The 23,521-nt window shown below is 34.8% G+C and carries 20 protein-coding genes and 1 other RNA gene; 19 read left to right on the top strand and 2 right to left on the bottom strand.

Annotation, left to right across the window (positions count from 1 at the left end; all coding sequences use genetic code 11):
- Positions 1-12 precede the first annotated feature (12 nt).
- The 13 genes from queA (at position 13) to C7J90_RS09705 (ending at position 16,478) form a co-directional block, all read left to right on the top strand.
- Positions 13-1,038: a tRNA preQ1(34) S-adenosylmethionine ribosyltransferase-isomerase QueA gene (gene queA / locus C7J90_RS09765; protein WP_103207717.1), complete on the top strand. Its 1,026-nt coding sequence runs from the start codon at positions 13-15 to the stop codon at positions 1,036-1,038.
- 18 nt (positions 1,039-1,056) lie between these two features.
- On the top strand, positions 1,057-2,196 hold the full coding sequence (tgt, locus tag C7J90_RS09760; RefSeq protein ID WP_103207716.1) for a tRNA guanosine(34) transglycosylase Tgt: 1,140 nt from the start codon (positions 1,057-1,059) through the stop codon (positions 2,194-2,196).
- An 18-nt stretch (positions 2,197-2,214) separates the two neighbouring features.
- Positions 2,215-2,478 carry a preprotein translocase subunit YajC gene (yajC, locus tag C7J90_RS09755; RefSeq protein WP_103207715.1) on the top strand — a complete coding sequence of 88 codons (264 nt, stop codon included), beginning with the start codon at positions 2,215-2,217 and terminating at the stop codon, positions 2,476-2,478.
- A gap of 141 nt (positions 2,479-2,619) precedes the next feature.
- Entirely contained in the window at positions 2,620-4,899 is a 2,280-nt protein-coding gene (gene secDF / locus C7J90_RS09750) for a protein translocase subunit SecDF (RefSeq protein WP_103207713.1), read from the top strand.
- A 446-nt stretch (positions 4,900-5,345) separates the two neighbouring features.
- A complete protein-coding gene (recJ, locus tag C7J90_RS09745; protein WP_103210027.1) occupies positions 5,346-7,622 on the top strand; it encodes a single-stranded-DNA-specific exonuclease RecJ in 2,277 nt (758 codons plus the stop codon).
- Between the two features lie 10 nt (positions 7,623-7,632).
- A complete protein-coding gene (locus C7J90_RS09740; RefSeq protein WP_103210025.1) occupies positions 7,633-8,151 on the top strand; it encodes an adenine phosphoribosyltransferase in 519 nt (172 codons plus the stop codon).
- Positions 8,152-8,371: 220 nt separating this feature from the next.
- On the top strand, positions 8,372-10,561 hold the full coding sequence (locus C7J90_RS09735; RefSeq protein WP_103210023.1) for a RelA/SpoT family protein: 2,190 nt from the start codon (positions 8,372-8,374) through the stop codon (positions 10,559-10,561).
- Positions 10,562-10,573: 12 nt separating this feature from the next.
- On the top strand, positions 10,574-11,026 hold the full coding sequence (gene dtd, locus C7J90_RS09730) for a D-aminoacyl-tRNA deacylase (RefSeq protein ID WP_103210022.1): 453 nt from the start codon (positions 10,574-10,576) through the stop codon (positions 11,024-11,026).
- Positions 11,023-11,898, top strand: coding sequence for an N-acetylmuramoyl-L-alanine amidase family protein (locus tag C7J90_RS09725; RefSeq protein ID WP_103210020.1), 876 nt, complete (start codon positions 11,023-11,025; stop codon positions 11,896-11,898). The genes dtd and C7J90_RS09725 overlap by 4 nt, the downstream gene beginning before the upstream one ends.
- Before the next feature lie 340 nt (positions 11,899-12,238).
- On the top strand, positions 12,239-13,510 hold the full coding sequence (gene hisS, locus C7J90_RS09720; protein ID WP_103210018.1) for a histidine--tRNA ligase: 1,272 nt from the start codon (positions 12,239-12,241) through the stop codon (positions 13,508-13,510).
- Complete coding sequence (aspS, locus tag C7J90_RS09715; protein ID WP_103210017.1) at positions 13,510-15,276, top strand: aspartate--tRNA ligase; 1,767 nt, start codon at positions 13,510-13,512, stop codon at positions 15,274-15,276. The genes hisS and aspS overlap by 1 nt, the downstream gene beginning before the upstream one ends.
- Before the next feature lie 76 nt (positions 15,277-15,352).
- A non-coding RNA gene (gene ssrS, locus C7J90_RS09710) (6S RNA) lies at positions 15,353-15,544 on the top strand.
- 166 nt (positions 15,545-15,710) lie between these two features.
- Positions 15,711-16,478, top strand: a complete 768-nt coding sequence (locus C7J90_RS09705) for a tRNA threonylcarbamoyladenosine dehydratase (protein ID WP_103210015.1) — start codon at positions 15,711-15,713, stop codon at positions 16,476-16,478.
- 70 nt (positions 16,479-16,548) lie between these two features.
- On the opposite strand, the gene C7J90_RS09700 is transcribed toward C7J90_RS09705, so the two are convergent.
- Complete coding sequence (locus tag C7J90_RS09700; RefSeq protein ID WP_103210013.1) at positions 16,549-17,811, bottom strand: replication-associated recombination protein A; 1,263 nt, start codon at positions 17,809-17,811, stop codon at positions 16,549-16,551.
- Between the two features lie 135 nt (positions 17,812-17,946).
- Between C7J90_RS09700 and cymR the strand changes: the two genes are divergently transcribed.
- From cymR to C7J90_RS11995, 4 genes are all read left to right on the top strand, one after another.
- Positions 17,947-18,369: a cysteine metabolism transcriptional regulator CymR gene (gene cymR / locus C7J90_RS09695; protein WP_103209998.1), complete on the top strand. Its 423-nt coding sequence runs from the start codon at positions 17,947-17,949 to the stop codon at positions 18,367-18,369.
- A 142-nt stretch (positions 18,370-18,511) separates the two neighbouring features.
- Complete coding sequence (locus tag C7J90_RS09690; protein ID WP_103209996.1) at positions 18,512-19,342, top strand: aldo/keto reductase; 831 nt, start codon at positions 18,512-18,514, stop codon at positions 19,340-19,342.
- 70 nt (positions 19,343-19,412) lie between these two features.
- Complete coding sequence (locus C7J90_RS09685) at positions 19,413-19,613, top strand: CsbD family protein (RefSeq protein ID WP_103209995.1); 201 nt, start codon at positions 19,413-19,415, stop codon at positions 19,611-19,613.
- The gene (locus tag C7J90_RS11995; protein ID WP_167388997.1) at positions 19,613-19,768 is read left to right on the top strand and encodes a hypothetical protein; all 156 of its coding nucleotides are present in this window, start codon (positions 19,613-19,615) and stop codon (positions 19,766-19,768) included. The genes C7J90_RS09685 and C7J90_RS11995 overlap by 1 nt, the downstream gene beginning before the upstream one ends.
- Before the next feature lie 176 nt (positions 19,769-19,944).
- Here the strand turns inward: C7J90_RS11995 and C7J90_RS09680 are convergent, their stop codons facing one another.
- On the bottom strand, positions 19,945-20,907 hold the full coding sequence (locus tag C7J90_RS09680; protein ID WP_232618955.1) for an LLM class flavin-dependent oxidoreductase: 963 nt from the start codon (positions 20,905-20,907) through the stop codon (positions 19,945-19,947).
- A gap of 335 nt (positions 20,908-21,242) precedes the next feature.
- Between C7J90_RS09680 and C7J90_RS09675 the strand changes: the two genes are divergently transcribed.
- Together C7J90_RS09675 and mnmA are read left to right on the top strand one after the other, a co-directional pair.
- On the top strand, positions 21,243-22,388 hold the full coding sequence (locus tag C7J90_RS09675; protein ID WP_103209992.1) for a cysteine desulfurase family protein: 1,146 nt from the start codon (positions 21,243-21,245) through the stop codon (positions 22,386-22,388).
- On the top strand, positions 22,385-23,497 hold the full coding sequence (gene mnmA / locus C7J90_RS09670; protein ID WP_103209990.1) for a tRNA 2-thiouridine(34) synthase MnmA: 1,113 nt from the start codon (positions 22,385-22,387) through the stop codon (positions 23,495-23,497). The genes C7J90_RS09675 and mnmA overlap by 4 nt, the downstream gene beginning before the upstream one ends.
- Positions 23,498-23,521 lie beyond the last annotated feature (24 nt).

The following is a 23,521-nucleotide window of genomic DNA, read 5'->3' as shown; positions in this document are numbered from 1 at the left end:
GGAGACATTATTTTGAATATTGAAGAGTTTGATTATCATTTACCTGAAGCGTTAATTGCTCAAACACCATTAAAAAATAGAGATACGAGTCGATTACTACACTTAAATAAAGTCACAGGTAAAGTGGAGGATCTTCACTTTAAAGATATTATTCATTTTTTAAATAAAGGTGATACACTTGTTTTAAATGATACTAAAGTGATGCCAGCACGCCTATTTGGTATCAAAGAAGATACGCATGCAAAAGTTGAAATGCTTATGTTAACGCAATTAGAAAATGACGATTGGGAAGTATTACTGAAACCAGCTAAACGCATCAAGCTAGGGCAAACACTTGTTTTTGGTGATGGCAAGATTAAAGCAACATGTATTGAGGAACGATCCCAAGGCGGCAGAATTATGCGCTTAAACTATGATGGTATTTTGCAAGAGCGACTGGATGAGCTAGGCGAAATGCCACTTCCGCCATATATTAAAGAAAGACTAGATGAAAAAGATCGTTACCAAACAGTGTACGCTAAAGAAAGTGGATCTGCTGCTGCTCCAACTGCAGGATTACATTTTACTGAATCATTACTTTCTGATATACAAGAAAAAGGTGTAAAGATTGCATTTGTGACATTACATGTAGGATTAGGTACTTTTAGACCTGTGAGTGTTGAAAATATTGATGATCATGACATGCACAGTGAATATTATCAAATGACAGAGGAAACAGCTCGAATCCTTAGAGATACTAGACTAAGCGGTGGACGTGTCATATCAGTCGGTACAACTTCTACACGAACACTTGAAACAATATATCGGGATCATAATGATTTTGTGGCATCAAGTGGATGGACAGATATTTTTATTTATCCAGGATTTGAGTTTAAAGCTATTGATGGATTAATTACGAACTTTCATTTACCAAAGTCAACCTTAGTCATGCTTGTATCTGCGTTTAGTTCAAAACAATATATATTAAATGCATATCAACATGCAGTAAATCATCAGTATCGCTTTTTTAGCTTTGGCGATGCGATGATCATTATTTAAGATAGAAGGAGCGTTTTCATGCCAGCTGTAACATATGAACATATCAAAACATGTAAACAATCAGGAGCAAGATTGGGTATTGTACATACGCCTCACGGTTCATTTGAAACGCCTATGTTTATGCCTGTCGGAACAAAAGCGACTGTAAAAACGATGAGTCCTGAAGAACTCAAAGCGATGAACACGAAAATTTTGCTCGGTAATACGTATCATTTATGGCTTCAACCAGGAAATGATATTGTTAAAAAAGCTGGAGGATTACACCAGTTTATGAATTGGGATGGACCGATTTTAACGGATTCGGGTGGTTTCCAAGTTTTCAGTTTGAGTAACTTACGGAAAATATCAGAAGAAGGCGTCGAATTTAGACATCATACAAATGGATCTAAATTATTTATGTCTCCTGAAGATTCAATTCAAATCCAAAATGATTTAGGATCGGATATTATTATGGCTTTTGACGAATGTCCACCTATGCCAGCCGAATACGATTACGTTAAAGATTCTCTTGAACGTACCACTAGATGGGCTAAGCGTTGTTTAAAAGCACATCAGCGACCTGATGAACAAGCTTTATTCGGAATTATACAGGGCGGAGAGTATAAGGATTTACGAAAACAGTCTGCCCAAGAACTTGTTGAATTAGACTTTCCTGGTTATGCGATTGGAGGGTTATCAGTCGGTGAACCTAAACCGGTGATGTATGAAATGGTGAAGTATACCGAACAATTTATGCCTAAAGATAAACCACGTTATTTGATGGGGGTCGGATCGCCTGATGCACTCATTGAATGTAGTATTTTAGGAATGGATATGTTTGATTGTGTTTTACCTACTCGAATTGCAAGAAATGGGACGTGTATGACTTCTAAAGGTCGATTAGTTGTTAAAAATGCGCAATTTAAAGATGACTTTAGACCATTAGATGAAAATTGTGATTGCTATACATGTCGTCATTACACACGCGCTTATTTACGTCATTTAATTAAAGCAGATGAAACGTTTGGTATTCGCCTTACGACTTACCATAACTTACATTTTCTGCTAAAATTAATGGAGGATGTTAGACAAGCTATACGTGAAGATCGTCTTTTAGATTTTAAAGAAGCGTTTTATGAGCAGTATGGCTTAAATGTTGAAAATCCCAAAAACTTTTAGAATAGGAGAAAAAATTTTATGTCTTCATTAGTGAGTTTATTACCATTAATTCTTTTATTTGTTGTAATGTGGTTCTTTATGATTCGTCCACAACAAAAACGTGCAAAAGAGCACCGACAAATGGTTGAAGAATTACAATCAGGTCAACGTGTAACTACAATTGGTGGAATCAAAGGTACTGTTCGTGCAGTTGATGAAACAACTGCTGTTATTACAGTAGACGGTAAAGGCAATGAGTTAACATTTGAAAAACAAGCGATTAAACAAGTTGATCCCTCTTAAATAAAGAAGTACGACATGTTTGAATATCGAAAAAGATATGGGATTCCATATCTTTTTTATTTTTATGATAAAATAGCTTGCGAATTTTTAAAGCATTAAAGTATGCTAGTAACGTGAGAAAAGTCAAAAAGAGGTGTTTATGTGAAAAAAGTAAGTAGATTGATTGCATTTTTATTGATTGTCATACTTTTGTTCGGTGGTATGGCAATGAGTTCAAAAAATGTAGTCAAAGATGTCAACTTAGGACTTGACCTTCAAGGTGGATTTGAAGTGTTATATCAAGTTCAACCTTTGCAAAAAGGTGATACTATTGATAATACAGCAGTTCAATCCACAGCTAAAACATTAGAGCAGCGTGTCAATGTTTTAGGTGTGTCTGAACCTAAAATTCAAGTTGAAGACGGCAATCGTATCCGTGTACAACTTGCAGGGGTTAAAGATCAAAATCAAGCGCGTGAAATATTATCATCACAAGCTAACTTAACGATTCGTGATGCTAACGATAAAGTACTCTTAACCGGCAAAGATTTAGTACAAGGTTCAGCAAAACAGGAATTCAAGCAAAATACCAATCAGCCTGCTGTTACTTTTAGACTTAAGGACAGTGATAAATTCAGAAAAGTAACTGACAATATATCAAAACAAACTGAAAATGTAATGGTTGTTTGGTTAGACTATCAAAAAGGTGATAGCTATCAAAAAGAAAAAACAAAAGAAGATCCTAAATATATTTCTGCCGCAACTGTAGATGAACCTATTAATTCTACAAATGTTGAGATATCTGGTGGATTTCAAGGTGACGACGGTATAGCAGAAGCCAAACAAATTGCAGATTTATTAAATTCAGGGTCGCTACCTGTTGATTTAAAAGAAATTTATTCGACTTCAGTAGGTGCGCAATTCGGACAAGATGCACTTGATAAAACAATCTATGCCTCTATTATAGGGATAAGCATTATTTTCTTATTCATGCTTTTATTCTATCGCATTCCTGGATTGATTGCGGTTATTACATTGACGACTTATATTTATTTGACATTAGTCGCATTTAACTTTATCTCCGGTGTATTAACATTACCAGGACTTGCCGCATTAGTATTAGGTGTGGGTATGGCTGTTGATGCGAATATTATTATGTACGAAAGAATAAAAGATGAATTGCGCATTGGCCGAACATTAAAGCAAGCCTATAAACGGGCGAATAAAAGTTCGTTTATTACAATATTAGATGCCAACTTAACGACAGTACTTGCAGCTACAGTACTTTTCTTCTTTGGTGAAAGTTCTGTAAAAGGATTTGCAACAATGTTATTATTAGCCATTTTAATGAGTTTTGTGACAGCTGTCTTTTTAACTCGCATCTTACTTGCATTAATCGTACATTCTAATGTGTTTAAGAAGAGATTATGGTGGTTTGGTGTTAAAAAATCACAAATTCATAATATTAATGAAGGTTACGATGTTCCTGACTTAAGCACCCCATATGATCGTATTCATTTTATGAAGTTGGCAAAACCTTTATTTGCTTTTAGTGGTGTTATTATTTTGGCTGGTGTTGTCATATTATTTATTTTCAAACTGAACCTTGGTATAGATTTCACTTCAGGAACACGTGTGGATTTACAAAGTAATCAAGCCTTAAAACAAGCAGACGTTGAGAAGAAGATGGAATCTCTAGATTTATCACCAAATCAGCTTTCAATTGGTGGTCAAAATGATGAAAATCTTTCTATGCAATATAAGGACGATTTAACAAAAGATGAAATTGCTAAACTTAAAACAAACCTGAATGAAGCTTATGGAAATGAACCATCGATTAATACGGTATCGCCAGTAATCGGTCAAGAACTTGCAAAAAATGCAATGATGGCTGTTATTTTAGCTTCTATCGGCATGATTATATACATTACATTGCGTTTTGAATGGCGCATGGGTATAGCGTCTATTATTTCGTTATTACATGATGCTTTTATGATTATAGCTGTGTTTAGCTTATTACGTCTTGAAGTTGATATTACATTCATTGCTGCTGTGTTAACAATCATTGGTTATTCTATTAATGATACGATTGTGACATTTGACCGTGTTCGTGAAATGCTGTCTAAAGTGAAGGTCATTACGAAAGAAAGTGAAATTGATTATATTGTAAATAGTTCAATCAGACAAACTTTAACGCGTTCGTTTAATACAGTGTTAACTGTCGTAATCGTTGTGGTGGCTTTACTTGTTTTAGGGGCATCAAGCATATTCAATTTCTCACTTGCACTTTTAATTGGTCTAGTATCAGGGGTATATTCATCAATCTTTATTGCAGTTCCACTATGGGGAATGCTGAAGAAACGTGAATTACGTAAATCTGATCAACATAAGTTAATCGTGCATAAACGTAAAAGAACAAATGATGAAAAAGTATTAGTATAATTCCAAACGACAAGAAAGTGGTTAAATAGAACGTTAAACGTAAAGTTCTATTTTAACCACTTTATTTTTTCGGTTCTATAGTAAATCGGACTGGTATATAAATAATTTCATTTATTTGATTGTTCCATAAAGCCTCGCTTTTCTAGGCGCCTTAGAAGTTTCGGCTTAGGAATCAATCAAATGTGCTATATTTATTCACACCCCTAAGTTATAAAATATGTTTTACCAACTCAATTTTACTGATTTATGTTGTATTAAAAGAGAAATTAATGTTCAAGACTTTATGATCACACAACGAAAAAGGCGTTAAGCAATCCATTATTGCATAACGCCTTAATTTAATGCGACCAGTCCAATTTGACTGAGAGCCATTTTTTCATCTATCAATGCTTTTTATTTATGCTGTTTTTCGATATAATACGTTTGAGAAAGAGGCGGGATAGTTTATGATTCAATCTAAATATCAATGGTTGGCAAAAGACAATAATAATAAAATAGAGTCATCATTAATAAAAGAATTCAATTTGACACCAATGATGAGTCAAGTTTTAGAAAGCAAAGGTTTTACATCTAGAGAGACTATCGAAGCAATACTGAGTTCAAGTGATATGAGTCATTCACCTGAAGCGCTTAGTGATATGACTCGCGCTACAGAGCGTATACATAAGGCAATTCAGAAACAAGAATCGATTCTAGTTTATGGCGATTATGATGCTGATGGTGTAACGTCAACATCAATATTAGTTGATGCATTGGAACAATTAGGTGCGCATGTCAATTGGTATATTCCTAATCGATTTTCAGAAGGATACGGTCCGAGCGAAGGAGCCTTTCGCAATGCATATGATGAGGGGGTTCAGCTCATCATAACAGTAGATAATGGCATACAAGGACATAATGAAATTGATATTGCCAATGAGTTAGGTATGGATGTTATCGTAACTGATCATCACGAGATAGGAGATACTTTACCTAACGCTTATGCAATTATTCATCCTATGCATCCCAATTTTGACTATCCGTTTCAATATTTGTGTGGTGCTGGTGTTGCTTTGAAATTGGCACAAAATTTACTGAAAGAGATTCCCAGTGAGTATTGGATTTTTGCGATGATCGGGACAATTGCTGACCTCGTATCAATGACAGATGAAAATCGATATATTGTCAAAAAAGGGCTCTCGCTTATCAATGAAAAAACGCCAGTTTCTATTCAAGCACTACTCAAGCAAGCAAGCTTTGATGAGGTCATTACAGAAGAAACAATAGGCTTTTTAATTGGACCCCGACTCAATGCAGTGGGTCGATTAGAAGATGCTGGATTAGCAGTCGAATTGTTAAGAACTAAAGAAAAAGACGAGGCGCTATTTTTAGCAGAACAAGTTGAATATTTTAATAATGAACGCAAAAATATCGTTCAAGCAATTACTGAAGAGGCAATGACGATGGCCAAAACATATATAGAGAAAAATCACCAGTTCTTAGTATTAGCAAAAGAGGACTGGCATGAAGGTGTTTTAGGAATTGTTGCTTCACGCATCGTTGAAACGTTTAATCTACCGACCATGATTTTAAATATTGATCACACTCAATCACATGCTAAAGGCTCAGCGCGTAGTATTGCACAAATATCTATGTATCAAGCGCTAAATAATCAAACACATTGCATTGAGAAGTTTGGGGGCCACCATATGGCAGCGGGATTAACTTTATCAATTGAGAACGTAGATGCTTTAAGAAACGGACTAAATGAATGGATGAAGGCTTCATACCATTCTAAAGATTTAAAACCAGTTCGCCACGTAGATGCGGTGTTAGATATAACAGACATGACGATAGATAATATTCAATCGATCGAACGTTTACGTCCCTTTGGTTCAGATTTTGAAAAACCTACATTTCGTTTAAATGATTTATCGATTAATCAAGTTAAATCTATAGGACAAAAAAAGAATCATCTTAAACTTGTATTTAATGAGCAAAGTTTGCAAGGCCTATATTGGAATAATGGCACATTAGCACAAGAGTTAATGGTAGATCAAAATGTAGATTTAATAGGTGAACTTCAAGTTAACGAATGGAATGGATATCAATCACCACAAATAATCATGACTGATATTCAAAGTAAAGATAGGCAGATATTGGATTATAGGAATAAAAATAAGAAATTACCTCAATTTGATCGTAATGTGAGTTATTTAATCCATCCAAGTGAAGATAAACAAAATGAACATGAATATTATTACGGTGAGCCTATTCCAAATTCATACGAAAAATGTGTTTTACGTGATTTGCCATTGACTATTGAGGATATTCAAACGTCTTTAAAACAGTTAAATGCATCTCAAGTTTATTTAGTATTTCAGCATCAATATTCTGTTTACTTTGATGGGATGCCTAAACCTGAATTGTTTAAAAAATGTTACAAAGCGCTTTACCAAAAAGGACAAACAAATTTAGTAGAAGATGGTGTAAAATTAAGTCGATATTTGGATATTAAACCTAATATCTTAAAATTTATATTAAAGGTCTTTTTAGATTTAGAGCTTATCGTACAAAAAGATGGATTAATTTCTATAGCAGCAACAACTGAGAAAAGAACTATCGAATCAAGTCGAATTTACCAAGCACGTCTTCATAGAATTGAAGTTGAAAAAACGTTATTATATCAAAATTTTAGTATGATTAAATCATGGGTTGAAGACCAAATGGTACATGAAAATTAGGAGGAACACAATGGATTTAAAACAATACGTTTCAGAAGTACAAGATTGGCCTAAAAAGGGTGTTAATTTTAAAGATATTACAACGATTATGGATAATGGAGAAGCCTATGGTTATGCTACTGATCAGATTGTAGAATACGCAAAGTCCAAAAATGTGGATATTGTGGTTGGGCCAGAAGCGCGTGGATTTATTATTGGATGTCCTGTGGCATATGCTATGGGAATTGGCTTTGCACCTGTTCGTAAAGAAGGCAAATTACCTAGAGAAGTGATTCGTTATGAATACAAATTAGAATATGGAAGTAATGTTTTGACGATGCATAAAGACGCAATTAAGCCGGGGCAACGTGTCTTAATTACAGATGATTTACTTGCCACAGGAGGCACAATTGAAGCAGCTATTCATCTTGTCGAAAAACAAGGTGGTATTGTGGCTGGGATTACTTTTATCATTGAACTTGCATACTTAGGAGGTATTGAAAAAATTAAAGATTACGATGTTTTATCACTTATTTCGTATGATGCCTAAGTAAAAGATATGAACACGTTAAAATATGTTTAGACGCATAACTTGAGGTTGTGAGTTGATAGAAATATATTTTCACGTGTTCTTTAATTTATTTCAATATCAAAATTTAAATGTGAAACACTTTACTTTTGATTTTATTGAATACATAACTTTTAATGGTTCAATTCTCAACTATCATGTAGTATGATAAAGATATTATTTAAAATGTGGGGGTGTCCTAATGAACAACGAATATCCATACAGTGCTGATGAAGTCCTATATAAAGCCAAAACATACCTGAGTAAAGAGCAGTATGAGTTCGTTTTGAAAAGTTACCACATTGCTTATAAAGCACATGAAGGGCAATTTCGAAAAAACGGTTTACCATACATTATGCATCCCATACAAGTTGCTGGTATATTGACAGAAATGCACCTTGATGGCCCGACAATAGTAGCGGGATTTTTACATGACGTGATAGAAGATACACCGTACACGTTCGATGATGTTGCTGAAATGTTCAATGTTGAAATTGCAACGATTGTAGACGGTGTAACCAAGTTAAAAAAGGTCAAATATCGCTCGAAAGAGGAACAACAAGCAGAAAACCATAGAAAATTATTTATAGCGATTGCTAAAGATGTTCGTGTTATTTTAGTTAAATTAGCTGATCGATTACATAATATGAGAACGTTACGTGCTATGCCTAGAGAAAAACAGATTCGAATTTCAAAGGAAACACTTGAAATCTATGCACCACTTGCACATAGACTAGGTATTAACACGATTAAATGGGAGCTTGAAGATATTGCTTTACGATATATTGATAATATTCAGTATTTCCGTATTGTAAATCTTATGAAGAAAAAAAGAAGCGAACGTGAAGCATACATCAAAAATGCTATTCAAAATATCCAAAAAGAGTTGGATATCATGCATATAGAAGGCGAAATCAGTGGCCGTCCAAAACATATTTACAGTATATATCGAAAAATGATGAAGCAAAAAAAACAGTTTGATCAAATTTTCGACTTATTAGCCGTTCGAATTATCGTTAATTCAATTAAAGACTGTTATGCTGTTTTAGGGTTGGTCCATACATTGTGGAAACCTATGCCTGGGCGTTTTAAAGATTATATTGCGATGCCGAAACAAAATATGTATCAATCATTACATACAACCGTTGTAGGCCCAAATGGAGATCCTTTAGAAATACAAATTAGAACACATGAAATGCATGAAATTGCTGAACACGGTGTCGCAGCGCATTGGGCTTATAAGGAAGGTAAGCAACTGAATACAGATCAAACATCTTACAATCAAAAATTAAACTGGCTCAAAGATATTGCTGAAACAGATCACACTTCATCGGATGCGCAAGAATTTATAGAATCATTAAAATTTGACTTACAAAGTGACAAAGTATATGCATTTACACCAGCGAGCGATGTCATCGAGCTGCCTTATGGTGCGGTACCTATTGATTTCGCTTATGCTATTCATAGTGAAGTCGGTAATAAAATGATAGGTGCTAAAGTAAATGGTAAAATTGTACCGATTGACTATGTTTTGCAAACAGGTGATATAGTCGAAATCAGAACGAGCAAACATTCATATGGTCCTAGTCGTGATTGGCTCAAAATCGTCAAATCTTCCAGCGCAAAAAGCAAAATCAAAAGTTTTTTCAAAAAGCAAGATCGATCATCAAATATTGAAAAAGGCAAATTTATGGTTGAAGCTGAATTGAAAGAACAAGGATTTAAACCAGATGAAGTGTTAACAGAACGTAACTTGAAGGTAGTCAATGACAAATATAATTTTGCAAACGAAGATGATTTATATGCTGCAGTTGGTTTTGGTGGTGTGACATCCAATCAGATTGTCAATAAATTAACTGAACCTATACGTATTGAAAACAAGCAAAAAGCCCTAAATCAAGCACAAGAAGTCACAAAATCGGTGCCAATCAAAGATCACATCACAACAGATTCAGGTGTTTACGTAGAAGGGTTAGATAATGTTCTAATCAAACTATCAAAGTGTTGCAACCCGATTCCAGGAGATCAAATTGTGGGTTATATTACAAAAGGGCACGGGATTAAAGTCCATCGAACTGATTGTCCTAATATTAAAAATGAAACCGATCGTCTGATTGATGTCGAGTGGGTTAAATCTAAAGATGCTTCACAAAAGTATCAAGTTGATTTAGAAGTTACAGCATATGATCGAAATGGTTTACTTAATGAAGTACTTCAAGCTGTCACAAGCACTTCAAGCCAACTGGTAAAAGTGTCTGGCAAATCAGATATCGATAAAAATGCTGTCATTAACTTAAGTATAATGGTAAAAAATGTACATGAAGTTTATAAAGTTGCAGATAAAATCAAACAATTAGGCGATATCTACACAGTTTCTCGAGTTTGGAATTAGGAGTGAATATTCATGAAAATTATTGTTCAAAGAGTAAAATCTGCAGCAGTGACGAATGAAAATATACATCATTCGATTCATCAAGGATTCTGTCTACTAGTTGGTATTTCCAAATTTGATACATTACAAGACGCACACGTTTTAGCGCGAAAAATAGTGAATGCTCGCTTATTTGAAGATGAGAATGGCAAATTGAATCATAATATTCAACAAATACAAGGCGAAATTTTATCGATATCACAATTTACGCTTTATGCTAATGTCAAAAAGGGTAATCGTCCAAGCTTTACAGAAGCAATGTCACCTAAGGAAGCAAATCAGTTGTATGAACAGTTTAATACTTACTTGAGATCACATGATATTCCTGTCAAGACAGGGGAGTTTGGAACAGATATGGTGATAGATATTGAAAATGATGGTCCAGTAACTGTAATTTATGAAAGTGAAGACGGTCAAGTGATATGAAACAGTTTGAAAAGTGGTTAAAATCCAAAAGAATTAATATTCATAAGTTTTATGTACTACTATTTATGATAGCCATTTTGGGAATTGTGATTTGCTCAATTGCATTGTTAAGTAATCAAAAAGAGAAAAAATTACAGATAATTGAAGAATCAGAGTTACGTACCGGTCCAAATGCGGCTTATCCAGAAATCTATCAAGTTCGAAAAGGTGAATCATTTAAAATTGTTTCGAAAGATGGAAAATGGTTGGAAGTGATATCCCCAGACGAAAAGAAAAAAGGATGGATAGCTGGGTGGCATACTTCCCTTGATATTCCAAAAGATGTTGACCCTAATGCTGAACCACTCAAAGGAAAAGTTGTTATACTTGATCCAGGGCATGGGGGTGGAGATCAAGGCGCTGCTAGCCGGACGGGTAAAAAAACACTTGAAAAGAATATGACACTCAAAACTGGACTTGAATTAAAAAAGCTTCTCGAAAAAAAAGGTGCTAAAGTTAAGATGACCCGTACTGATGATACATATGTGAAATTAAAAGACCGTCAAGGTGAGGGTGATGTTTTCATAAGTATTCATAATGACGCTTTAGAATCATCTAATGCGAACGGGGCGACTGTATATTGGTATCATGAACAGCAAGAACGTTTGGCAGACACATTAAACGCTAGCATTCAAAAAAAAGCGTTACTCTCCAATAGAGGCTCAAGACAAGAGAATTTTCAAGTGTTACGACAAACAGAGTTACCTGCTGTACTAGTTGAATTAGGCTACATCAGCAATCCAACAGATGAGGTCATGATACGAGATAAAAACTATCGAACTATTGTTGAAAATGCAATCGTTGATGGTCTTGAAACATATTTTTTAAGTTAATACCTTGAAAGTAACAAAAAAAACAGTTATGATTAATACTGAATTTTATATATAAAACCGTTTGTATTCTTGAACTTTGTATAGAGCGATGAATAAAAGAGAATTTATCCACTGGCTGAAAGATAAATCTTCGATCTATATTGATTGAACACAAGAAGAGGGATGCTATTAAAAGTAGTATCGATTAGCTAACGTTACTAGCTTAGAGTATAGATAGACAACTTAAGTCTATCTTAAATGAGGGTGGCAACACGTCCTAAGTTAACGTCCCTTGTATGTGAAAATGGCATACAAGGGACGTTTTTATTTTGAACTGAATGAATAAAAAGAGGTGTTTATAATGATACACATACCTAGAGGAACACAAGATATTTTGCCAAGTGAATCCCCCAAATGGCATTATATTGAGGACCAGCTGAAACAGTTAATGGAACTATACAACTATCAAGAAATCCGTACACCTATTTTTGAAAGTACTGATCTTTTTGCTCGTGGTGTAGGAGATTCAACAGATGTTGTACAAAAAGAGATGTATACATTTAAAGATAAAGGTGATCGCAGTATTACGTTACGTCCTGAAGGAACTGCAGCAGTTGTTAGAAGTTATATCGAAAACAAAATGCAAGGCTTACCTAATCAGCCGGTTAAATTATATTATAATGGACCCATGTTTAGATATGAGCGTAAGCAAAAGGGGCGTTATCGTCAATTTAATCAGTTTGGGGTAGAAGCTATCGGTGCAGAAGACCCATCAATTGATGCAGAAATTCTAGCTATGGTCATGCATATCTATGAATCATTTGGATTAAAAAAACTCAAACTTGTGATTAATAGTGTTGGTGATGTCGAATCACGTGTTGAATATCAAGAAGCGTTAAGAAAACACTTCAAACCAGTCATTCATACCTATTGTCAAGATTGTCAAAATCGTATAGAGACCAATCCTATGAGAATACTAGATTGTAAAGTTGACAAAGATAAACCAGAGATGAAAACAGCACCATCTATAACAGATTATTTAAATGACTATTCAAAAGACTACTTTGAAGCGGTTAAATCGCATTTAGATCGTTTGAATATCAACTATGTGGTTGACCCAAGTTTAGTAAGAGGTTTAGATTATTATACGCATACGGCCTTTGAATTAATGATGGATAATGAATCTTATGATGGTGCTATTACAACTTTATGTGGTGGAGGTCGTTATAACGGTCTTTTAGAACTGTTAGACGGACCTAAACAAACCGGTATTGGTTTTGCATTAAGTATCGAACGTTTGCTTTTAGCACTAGAGGAAGAAGGAATTGAACTACCAGTCGATAATACGATTGATTTATTTATAGCAACTATGGGAGATGTTGCTGATCAATATGCAGTTCAATTGCTTAATCATTTACGTCATAATGGTATCAAAGTGGATAAAGATTATTTATCACGTAAATTAAAAGGCCAGATGAAGCAGGCCGATCGTTTAAATGCAAAATTCACTATTGTACTAGGTGATCAAGAATTAGAACAAAAGCAAGTCGACATTAAGAACATGGAAACAGGGGAAGCAACAAAAGTTTCTCTTGATGGTATATCCAGTTATATTTTGGAGGAGAGTAAGTAATGAGGAAAAGAACAACGTATTGTGGATTAGTAACAGAAGACTATTTAGGACAAGAGATTACATTAAAAGGTTGGGTTCATAACCGTCGAGACCTAGGCGGACTGATTTTCGTTGATGTTCGTGACCGAGAAGGATATGTTCAAGTTGTATTTAACCCTGAGTTTTCAAAAGAAGCCTTACAAACAGCCGAACGTATTCGATCAGAATATGTCGTTGAAATTACAGGTACTGTAACAAAACGAGATGATGAAACAGTTAATCCTAAAATTAGAACAGGTCAAGTTGAAGTGCAAGCGAAATCGATTGAGATTATTAATAAATCTGAAACACCTCCATTTTCCATTAATGAAGAAAATTTAACAGTTGATGAAAATATTCGATTAAAATATCGTTATTTAGATTTACGTCGAGAAGAGTTCGCGCAAACATTTAAAATGAGACACCAAACAACGCAATCGATTCGTCGTTATTTAGATGATGCTGGGTTTTATGATGTTGAAACACCTATTCTTACAAAATCAACGCCTGAAGGAGCACGTGATTATCTAGTTCCTTCGCGTGTGCATGAAGGTGAATTTTACGCACTTCCTCAATCGCCACAGTTATTCAAACAACTGTTAATGATTAGTGGATTTGATAAATATTACCAAATTGTTAAGTGTTTTAGAGATGAAGATTTGCGTGCAGACCGCCAACCGGAATTCACACAAGTCGATATTGAAATGAGTTTTGTTGAACAAGAAGATGTCATGGCGCTAGGCGAAAAAATGCTTAAAAAAGTTGTGTCAGATGTGAAAGGGATTAAGATAGAAGAATCATTTCCACGTATGACGTATCATGAAGCTATAGAACGTTACGGTAGTGATAAGCCGGATACGCGTTTTGGTATGGAACTTTTAAATGTTTCAAAACTTGGTGAAATAATGGATTTCAAAGTTTTCAAAAATGCTATTGAAAACGGTGGCGAGATTAAAGCTTTAGTAGTTGAAAATGCTGCTAATGATTATACACGTAAAGATATTGATGGTTTAACTGAATTTGTTAATATTTATGGCGCTAAAGGTTTGGCATGGGTCAAAGTTGTTGAAGACGGATTAACTGGGCCGATAGCACGATTTTTTGAAGAACCGCATGTTTCTGAATTAACACGTCTTACTTCTGCAAAAGCAGGTGACTTAGTTTTATTTGTAGCGGATAGTAAAGAAGTAGTGGCGCAAAGTTTAGGTGCTTTACGTAATAAACTTGGTAAAGACAGAGGCTTAATTGATACGAACAAATTAAATTTCTTATGGATCACTGATTGGCCTTTACTTGAATATGATGATGAAGCACATCGCTATGTAGCCGCGCATCATCCATTTACTTCACCTAAAGTAGATGATATTGAAAAATTAGAAACGGCACCTGAAACAGCACAAGCGCAAGCATATGATATCGTATTAAATGGCTATGAACTTGGTGGAGGTTCAATACGTATTCATGATGGTGAATTACAAGAAAAAATGTTTAAAGCATTAGGCTTTAGTCAAGAAGAAGCACGAGAGCAATTTGGATTTTTATTAGATGCCTTTAAGTATGGTGCACCACCCCATGGAGGTATTGCACTTGGATTAGACCGTTTAGTGATGTTGCTTACAGGACAAACAAACTTACGCGATACGATTGCGTTCCCAAAAACAGCATCTGCAACAGACTTATTAACAAATGCACCAAGCACTGTATCTGATCGTCAATTAGATGAGTTGTCTTTACGTATTAAGAAATAATGCTATAAGTAAAGGATGAGCAAAGTATTTTTAGTTTGCCATCTTTAAATCTTGTGTTATGATATAAACATAAGATAGTCGTCTGTAGTGTTCGTAAGTTCGCTTTATGTATTTTGACCTAACACTCTTTGATCAGGGAGTCCAATAGGTTTTCTTGTAGCGCACACGCCTTTGTAGAAGGACGTGCAAAGCAAGAAACAGGACACCCACCTGTATATAGCAGGCCAAAATGATCAAGCACTTTAAACTACGGCACAACGGATTCTATCGGTACGCAAGACATTATGTCTTGCGTATTTTTTTGAAATTAAATCAAAATATAAGTTAAACTGTGCTAAATGATATAACAGTATAAGCAATAGCGATAGCCAGTTGAATTTTTGTGATTTTAGAACAAGTGAGATTTATGAATGTATTAAAAAGGAGTTCAATAGATGAAACATCAATTCTCAAGAAATGAGCTTGCAATTGGAGAAGAAGGATTAAGCCAACTCAAAAATACTACAGTAGTTGTGTTAGGCGTTGGAGGTGTCGGTTCATTTGCTGCCGAAGCACTAGCACGAACAAATATTGGTCATATTATTTTGATTGATAAAGATGACGTTGATATTACGAATGTGAATCGTCAGCTTCACGCTTTGACTTCCACGGTAGGTCAAAGTAAAGTCTCGCTGATGGAAGAACGTATTAAATTAATCAATCCTGAATGTAAAGTAACACCACTACATATGTTTTATACCGAAGAAACCTACGAACAACTATTTGATCATTACAGCATTGATTATATTGTGGATGCTAGCGATACAATTATTTATAAAGTGCATTTAATGGAACAATGTTTAAAAAAGGGGATTAAAATTATTTCAAGTATGGGCGCAGCTAATAAAATTGATCCAACTCGCTTCAAAATAGATGATATCTCTAAGACACACACCGATCCAATCGCACGTATTATTCGTCAAAAACTTAAACAAAAAGGGATTAAAAAAGGGATTCCTGTTGTTTTTTCAGATGAAAGTCCAATTGTGATTCGAGAAGATGTTAAAGAAAAAGTAGGGGATGCAAAAGGACAAAATAGAAAAGCACAAATGCCACCTTCATCCAACGCATACGTGCCTAGTGTTGTCGGATTAATATGCGCAAGTTATGTGTGCAATGACATACTTAAAAATATTCATGTTCAACGTATTAAAGATAAATAAAAGCTAAAAAGCATTAAGTATCTATGCAATAGTCATTAACTATTGAGATATTCTAATGCTTTTTATATTTTTACTTTTTATTTTTTAAGTTTTGGTATATTTCACCAAATTGCTTTTCAATTTTAGATGTTGTTTTTGCTTCGTAGTAACGTCGATTTTGGAGTTGATCTGGTAAATATTGTTGTATGACATGTCCATTTTCGTAATCATGCGGATATCGATAGCCAATAGCGCGTCCAAGCGCCTTAGCACCTTGATAATGACCGTCTTTTAAATGATCAGGGATTTGACCTATTTGACCGTTTCTAATATCAGATAGTGCACTATCAATTGAACGTATTGCAGAGTTGGATTTTGGAGATAAACACAATTCTATAACAGCTTGGCTTAGAGGGATACGTGCTTCTGGAAACCCTAGTCGTTCAGCTGCTTCAATGGCTGCTAAAGTACGTTGACCTGCTCCTGGTGATGCTAAGCCAATATCCTCATAGCTTATAACGAGCAATCGTCTTGTTATTGTTGGAAGGTCACCAGCTTGAATTAAACGGCCTAAATAATGTAGTGCTGCATCTACATCACTGCCACGTATCGATTTTTGAAATGCACTCATCACATCATAATGCATATCACCATCTTTATCACTTATAAAAGCGCCACGTTGAAGACAATCTTTTGCATCTTCAAATGTAATGCGAATAGGAGAATCATTTGCACTTAACACCGCCAACTCTAATGCGTTCAATGCGCTTCGAACATCGCCTTGACTTTGCGTGGCGAAATATTCAATAGCATCATCTTCAACTGTAGCTGCAAAATTTTTAAGTCCTTTTTCGTCATCGTTAAGTGCTTGAGTTAGTGCTTGCTTAATCTCATCACTATTTAATGGATAAAGCTCAAAAATTTGCGCCCTTGATCTTATAGCAGGGTTAATGGCGTGATAAGGATTAGATGTTGTTGCTCCGATAAGGACAATTTGACCATTTTCTAAATGGGGTAATAAAAAGTCTTGCTTTGCTTTGTCTAATCGATGTATTTCATCTAGTAATAATATAATTTGGCCTGACATTTTACTTTCTTCAACAATATAGTGCAAATCCTTTTTAGTATGTGTCACAGCATTGAGTTTACGGAATTTATATTTTGTACTACCTGCTATTGCTTGTGCAATACTTGTTTTACCAATTCCAGGAGGACCATATAAAATGATAGAGGAAAGTCTCTTAGCATTAACCATGCGTCTAATAATACCACGTGGACCTACTAAATGATCTTGACCTATTATTTCATCAATATTTTGCGGTCTCATTCGTGAAGCTAAAGGCTCTACAGTCATTTAAAATTACTCCAATCCTTACATAATATTAATATAAAATATGTTATGCTTTGTAGTGTAGCTATATTGGTATTATAATAATATAAATACTGTTAAATTTTAAGTAAATCGGATTATGTAAGGTGAGGTTAAAATATGAAAATTTCTACTAAAGGAAGATACGGTCTAACTTTGATGATTGCATTGGCTAAAAGAAAAGGGACAGGCTGCGTATCATTAAAAACAATAGCTGAAGAAAATAATTTAAGCGATTTATACTTAGAGCAACTCGTTGGGCCTTTAAGAAATGCTGGACTTATTCGCAGTGTGAGAGGTGCAAAAGGTGGTTATGAATTAAAAATGCCAGCCGAAGAGATAACAGCAGGTGATATTATACGTTTATTAGAAGGACCATTAACCATTGTTGAACGTATCGAATCAGAACCGCCAGCACAACAAAAACTCTGGTTACAAATGAGAGACGCTGTCAAAGATGTGTTAGACCAAACGACTTTACAATCCTTAGCAGATTATAAAGAACAAAGTGATAAGCTCGAAGGTTATATGTTCTTTATCTAAGTTTAGCGTAAGCTGTCTAAAATCCTTCTTCCAAACAGTGCGACATCAGTAGTAAACACTATTCACTGGTTCAACGTCGTCATATTCATTATTTTTTGCTTTCCAGATTGTTTAAACTATATTAAATAAGAGGAGGTTTACGATGGATACATATAAATTAAATAATAATCAAAATATTGATCAATTAGGCTTTGGAACATACAAATTGAATGGTACTATGGGTGCACATGCAATGAGTGAGGCCATTCGCATTGGATATCGGGTTTTAGATACCGCATATAATTATGAGAACGAAGGTGCTGTAGGACAAGCAATAAAAATGAGCCACGTCCCGCGTTGTGAACTTTTTGTAACATCCAAGCTTCCTGGTCGTTATCAAGCATATGATGACGTATTTGTAACGATTCAAGAATCGCTTTATCGACTGGGACTAGATTATATCGATTTGTATTTAATTCATTGGCCAAACCCTAAACAAGGAAAATATGTTGAAGCATGGAAAGCAATGATAGCTGCTCAAAAAGCGGGCCTCATAAAATCGATAGGGGTTTGTAACTTTTTGCCAGAGCATATTGAAGCACTTGAAAAAGAAACAGGTGTTTTACCAGTCGTTAATCAAATAGAATGCCACCCTTACTTTAATCAAAAAGATATGATTTCATTTCACATGAAAAAAGGTATTTTGACGCAAGCATGGAGTCCATTAGGTCGAGATAATGGTGTTATGCAAGAGCAAGTACTGGCAGAAATAGCAGAAAAACATGAAAAAACAGTAGCTCAAGTCATTTTGAAGTGGCATATACAAAATGGCATCATGCCAATTCCTAAAGCAACCTCACCAGCAAGACAAATTGAAAACATTTCAATTTTTGACTTTGAATTATCACAAGATGATTTAAATACAATAGATCAGTTAACACAAAAAAATGGACGCAGAAAAAATCAAGACCCTGCTATATATGAAGAATTTTAATATGCATGTTTAAAAATAATAACCCGTGGAATACTATTAAAGAAATTAGTATTCAAGGAGGTTTTTCAACATGGCAGAAAATGAAAACAAATTCGAACAAGCAAAAGGTAACGTAAAAGAAACAGTAGGCAATGTTACTGATAATAAGCAATTAGAAAATGAAGGTAAAGAGGATAAAGCTTCAGGTAAGGCAAAAGAAGTTGTTGAAAACGCAAAAAATAAAGCAAATGAATTTATTGATAAATTCAAAGGTAATAAGGAGGATAAATAATGGATAAGAAGCAAGGCGAAGAATATTTAAACAAAGCAAAAGACGCCTATGATAAATATCAAGATTCTCAAAACAAGGATAGTAAAAAAGAAGATGGTAGCATTTTAGATAAAGCAAAAGATGCTCTTGATAAGTTTACTGGAGATAAAAAATAAGAATTGATATTACAGAGGTTAGTATATAACAACATTTTCTTCTGAGGAGCCTATAAACGGTCTTTCAGTTGCAAAAATGATGTTCAAATCCTAAACGCCTTTTCATCCATTTAAACATTAAATCCTCAAAGTTCATGAATAATGAATTTTGAGGATTTTTAAATAGTGAATTGTATTTATGAAGTTATATGTTTCGCCTGATTTAAATCGTCCATTATGTGTTTAAATCGCGCATAGGATTGATGTTGTGCTGATTCGTCGTAAATGTAGCTTACAGCCATAATCTCATTAATATTACCGTATTCTATTAGAAAATTTTTAATTTTTTCTTTCACGGTTTCATCGCTACCTATAAGTGATTGTGCGACACGCTGTTGAGACATTGTTAAAATACGAGGTGACAAGATAGTTGATAAATCTTCAACTGGAGGTTGTATTTTGCGCATTCTACCGTTTAAGATGTTTGCAAAAACTTGAACTTGGGTTGTCGCTAAGTGGTGAGCAATGGCATCAGTTTCTGCAACAATTGTATTTAAACAAACGATGATATAAGGTTGTTCAAGATGACGAGATGGTTCGAAGCGTTCTCGATATATTTCAAGAGCTTCTTTCATTTGATCAGGTGCAAAATGTCCTGCAAAAACATAAGGTAACCCCTCGCTGGCTGCAACGTGAGCAGAGTCAGTTGAGGAACCTAGTATATAAATGGGGACGTCTGTTCCAACTGCAGGTATCGCTTTAACATAGCCTTGATTTGTTTCAGGTCCAAAATACTGTAAGAGTTGTCGTACTTCTTCTGGAAATTGATATACACCATCATGTTGATTGCGTCTTAGGGCACTAGCAGTTGCCATATCAGTACCTGGAGCACGACCCAAACCTAAGTCAACACGGTTTCCATATATTTTATGAAGTGTACCAAATTGTTCAGCTACTATTAATGGCGCATGATTAGGCAACATAATTCCGCCTGAACCGATGCGCATTGTTTTTGTATGGGCTAAAGTATGTTGGATTAAAAGTGACGTTGCAGAGCTTACAAGGTTAGGTGCATTATGATGTTCTGCAATCCATAAACGCTCGTAACCACATTTTTCTAAGTGTTTTGCCAATATAATATGTTGGTCAATTGCATCCATATCACTGTAACCTTCGCGGATTGGAACAAGGTTAAGTGCTGAATATTTAAGATGTGTCGTCAATACATACTGCTCCTTTCATACATCATTAATTTCATGCTATCTATACTATATCACGTATTGTATTCTGAATTAAACGAACGGTTTATCATGTAACGTATCATTTTTTGTCTCACTTTCCATAAGAAAAACTTCATCTGAAATCATAATTTAATAAATATTGATACAATTTTTATCATATATACTAGGACTTCCCATCAAACAATAGACTAGAATTTTAAAAAAACTAATGCTAAAATAGGAACATTGAATATGAGAAAGGACTGTCATATATTATGAGTGTTTATGCAGATTATGCAGCAACAACGCCAGTCAAACCAGAAGTTATCGAAGCAATGATGGACATTTATAAAAATCATTATGGTAATCCGTCTTCTATTCACTCGCAAGGCCGTGATGCAAGACGCTTTGTAGATGAATCAAGACGTATAGTGGCAAAGTATTTAAATGCAAATCCTAATGAAATTATTTTTACAAGTGGTGCCACAGAGTCTAACAATACTGCTATTAAAGGCATTGCACTAGCCCATCAAGATAGAGGCAAGCATTTAATTACGACAAAAATTGAACATCATTCTGTCTTGCATGTTTTTGAACATCTTGAAAAGCAAGGATTTGAAGTGACGTACCTTGATGTTGATGAGAATGGGCTGATTGATATAGAACAACTTAAACAATCATTAAGAGAGGATACGATACTTGTATCCATTATGCTTGTCAATAACGAGGTAGGTACAGTTCAGCATATTTATGATATCCAACATATCATGAGCCAAAGTTCGGCATATTTTCATATGGACGCTGTTCAAGCAATCGGGCATTTAGAAATAGACGTCAACGAATTTGGTGTTGATGCTTTAAGCTTAACAGCACATAAATTTGGAGGACCTAAAGGTATTGGAGCGTTATATATCAAGAAAGGAACGCATATGCAATTTCTCCAACATGGTGGCGAACAAGAAAGCAAACGACGTGCAGGTACGGAAAATGTTGCGCAAATTGTTGGTCTCTCAAAAGCACTAGAATGCGCTGAAAAAAATAGGGACCGCCATAATGTTCATCTTGCATTATTAAAAGAGCAGTTAATCGTGGGCCTCCAAGAACGTTCAGTACCATTTGAATTAAATGGATCAATGGTAGACAGTACGAATCATATTATAAATTTATATTTTCCTTTTATAGATGTTGAGACATTACTTACTTTATTAGATTTATCAGGTATCTATGTTTCATCAGGATCAGCATGTACAGCAGGTTCAACCGTCCCTTCGCATGTATTAGCGGCAATGTACAAAAAGAGCAACCGAGTTACACAATCCATTCGTATTAGTTTAAATGAAGTAATGACTATTGAAGATATTAAGCAAATTGTGATTGAAATTCAAAAAATTTATTTAAAATTTAAGGAGGAACATACGTGACACAAAAACAAACGCGTGTAGTAGTGGGAATGTCAGGGGGCGTAGATAGTTCTGTTACTGCACATTTATTAAAAGAGCAAGGCTATGATGTCATAGGTATATTTATGAAAAACTGGGATGATACTGATGAAAATGGTGTATGTACAGCGACTGAAGATTACAATGATGTGATTGCTGTATGTAACCAAATAGGTATTCCTTATTACGCTGTTAATTTTGAAAAAGAATATTGGGATAAAGTCTTTACTTACTTTTTAGAAGAATATCAAAAAGGACGTACTCCTAACCCTGATGTCATGTGTAATAAAGAAATTAAATTCAAGGCATTTTTAGAGCATGCGTTAAAGCTCGGCGCTGACTATGTAGCAACTGGACATTATGCTCAAGTTCGACGAAATGAAAATGGCAAAGTTGAAATGCTGCGCGGTGTCGACAACAATAAAGATCAAACTTATTTTTTAAATCAACTGACACATCAACAACTGGAACGTGTCATGTTTCCACTGGGTCATTTGGATAAAAAGCAAGTGAGAGAAATTGCACTTGAACAAAATCTAGCGACCGCTAAGAAAAAAGATTCAACAGGTATTTGTTTTATTGGTGAACGCAATTTTAGAACATTTCTTTCACAATATTTACCTGCAAAGTCTGGTGAGATGCGGACTTTAAATGGTGAAGTTAAAGGAACACATAGTGGTTTGATGTACTACACTATTGGACAACGTCATGGATTAGGTATTGGTGGAGACGGCGATCCTTGGTTTGTTGTAGGTAAAAATTTAAAAGATAATATATTGTATGTTGAACAAGGATTTCACCATGATGCATTATACAGTGATTATTTAATTGCATCAGATGTATCGTTTGTAAACGACATAGACATGACAACTCCTCTGAAATGTACTGCTAAATTTAGATATCGTCAAAAAGATACACCAGTCACAGTTACAAGAGAAGACGCAAATAGTATACGCGTGGTATTTGACGAACCAGTTCGTGCAATCACACCAGGGCAGGCAGTTGTTCTATATGATGGTGAAGTTTGTTTAGGCGGTGCAACAATAGATGATGTATATAAGCATTCTGGCCAATTAAGTTATATTGTTTAATAGATTAGTATGTCGATATATAAC

Origin of the sequence: Staphylococcus felis, assembly GCF_003012915.1 — a bacterium.
In the GTDB taxonomy this organism is placed as follows: Bacteria; Bacillota; Bacilli; order Staphylococcales; family Staphylococcaceae; genus Staphylococcus; species Staphylococcus felis.
The sequence above is the reverse complement of the archived record's forward strand: the minus strand, read 5'-3'. Positions and strand labels throughout refer to the sequence as shown.

Bases quoted from the DNA above. Each gene is read 5' to 3' on its own strand.
- C7J90_RS09690 (WP_103209996.1), top strand. From the start codon at position 18,512: ATGGATACATATAAATTAAATAATAATCAAAATATTGATCAATTAGGC.
- C7J90_RS09735 (WP_103210023.1), top strand. From the start codon at position 8,372: ATGAACAACGAATATCCATACAGTGCTGATGAAGTCCTATATAAAGCC.
- C7J90_RS09740 (WP_103210025.1), top strand. From the start codon at position 7,633: ATGGATTTAAAACAATACGTTTCAGAAGTACAAGATTGGCCTAAAAAG.
- C7J90_RS09675 (WP_103209992.1), top strand. From the start codon at position 21,243: ATGAGTGTTTATGCAGATTATGCAGCAACAACGCCAGTCAAACCAGAA.
- C7J90_RS09685 (WP_103209995.1), top strand. From the start codon at position 19,413: ATGGCAGAAAATGAAAACAAATTCGAACAAGCAAAAGGTAACGTAAAA.
- tgt (WP_103207716.1), top strand. From the start codon at position 1,057: ATGCCAGCTGTAACATATGAACATATCAAAACATGTAAACAATCAGGA.
- hisS (WP_103210018.1), top strand. From the start codon at position 12,239: ATGATACACATACCTAGAGGAACACAAGATATTTTGCCAAGTGAATCC.
- yajC (WP_103207715.1), top strand. From the start codon at position 2,215: ATGTCTTCATTAGTGAGTTTATTACCATTAATTCTTTTATTTGTTGTA.
- cymR (WP_103209998.1), top strand. From the start codon at position 17,947: ATGAAAATTTCTACTAAAGGAAGATACGGTCTAACTTTGATGATTGCA.
- C7J90_RS09725 (WP_103210020.1), top strand. From the start codon at position 11,023: ATGAAACAGTTTGAAAAGTGGTTAAAATCCAAAAGAATTAATATTCAT.
- recJ (WP_103210027.1), top strand. From the start codon at position 5,346: ATGATTCAATCTAAATATCAATGGTTGGCAAAAGACAATAATAATAAA.
- C7J90_RS09680 (WP_232618955.1), bottom strand. From the start codon at position 20,907: ATGGATGCAATTGACCAACATATTATATTGGCAAAACACTTAGAAAAA.
- C7J90_RS09705 (WP_103210015.1), top strand. From the start codon at position 15,711: ATGAAACATCAATTCTCAAGAAATGAGCTTGCAATTGGAGAAGAAGGA.
- dtd (WP_103210022.1), top strand. From the start codon at position 10,574: ATGAAAATTATTGTTCAAAGAGTAAAATCTGCAGCAGTGACGAATGAA.
- C7J90_RS11995 (WP_167388997.1), top strand. From the start codon at position 19,613: ATGGATAAGAAGCAAGGCGAAGAATATTTAAACAAAGCAAAAGACGCC.
- C7J90_RS09700 (WP_103210013.1), bottom strand. From the start codon at position 17,811: ATGACTGTAGAGCCTTTAGCTTCACGAATGAGACCGCAAAATATTGAT.
- aspS (WP_103210017.1), top strand. From the start codon at position 13,510: ATGAGGAAAAGAACAACGTATTGTGGATTAGTAACAGAAGACTATTTA.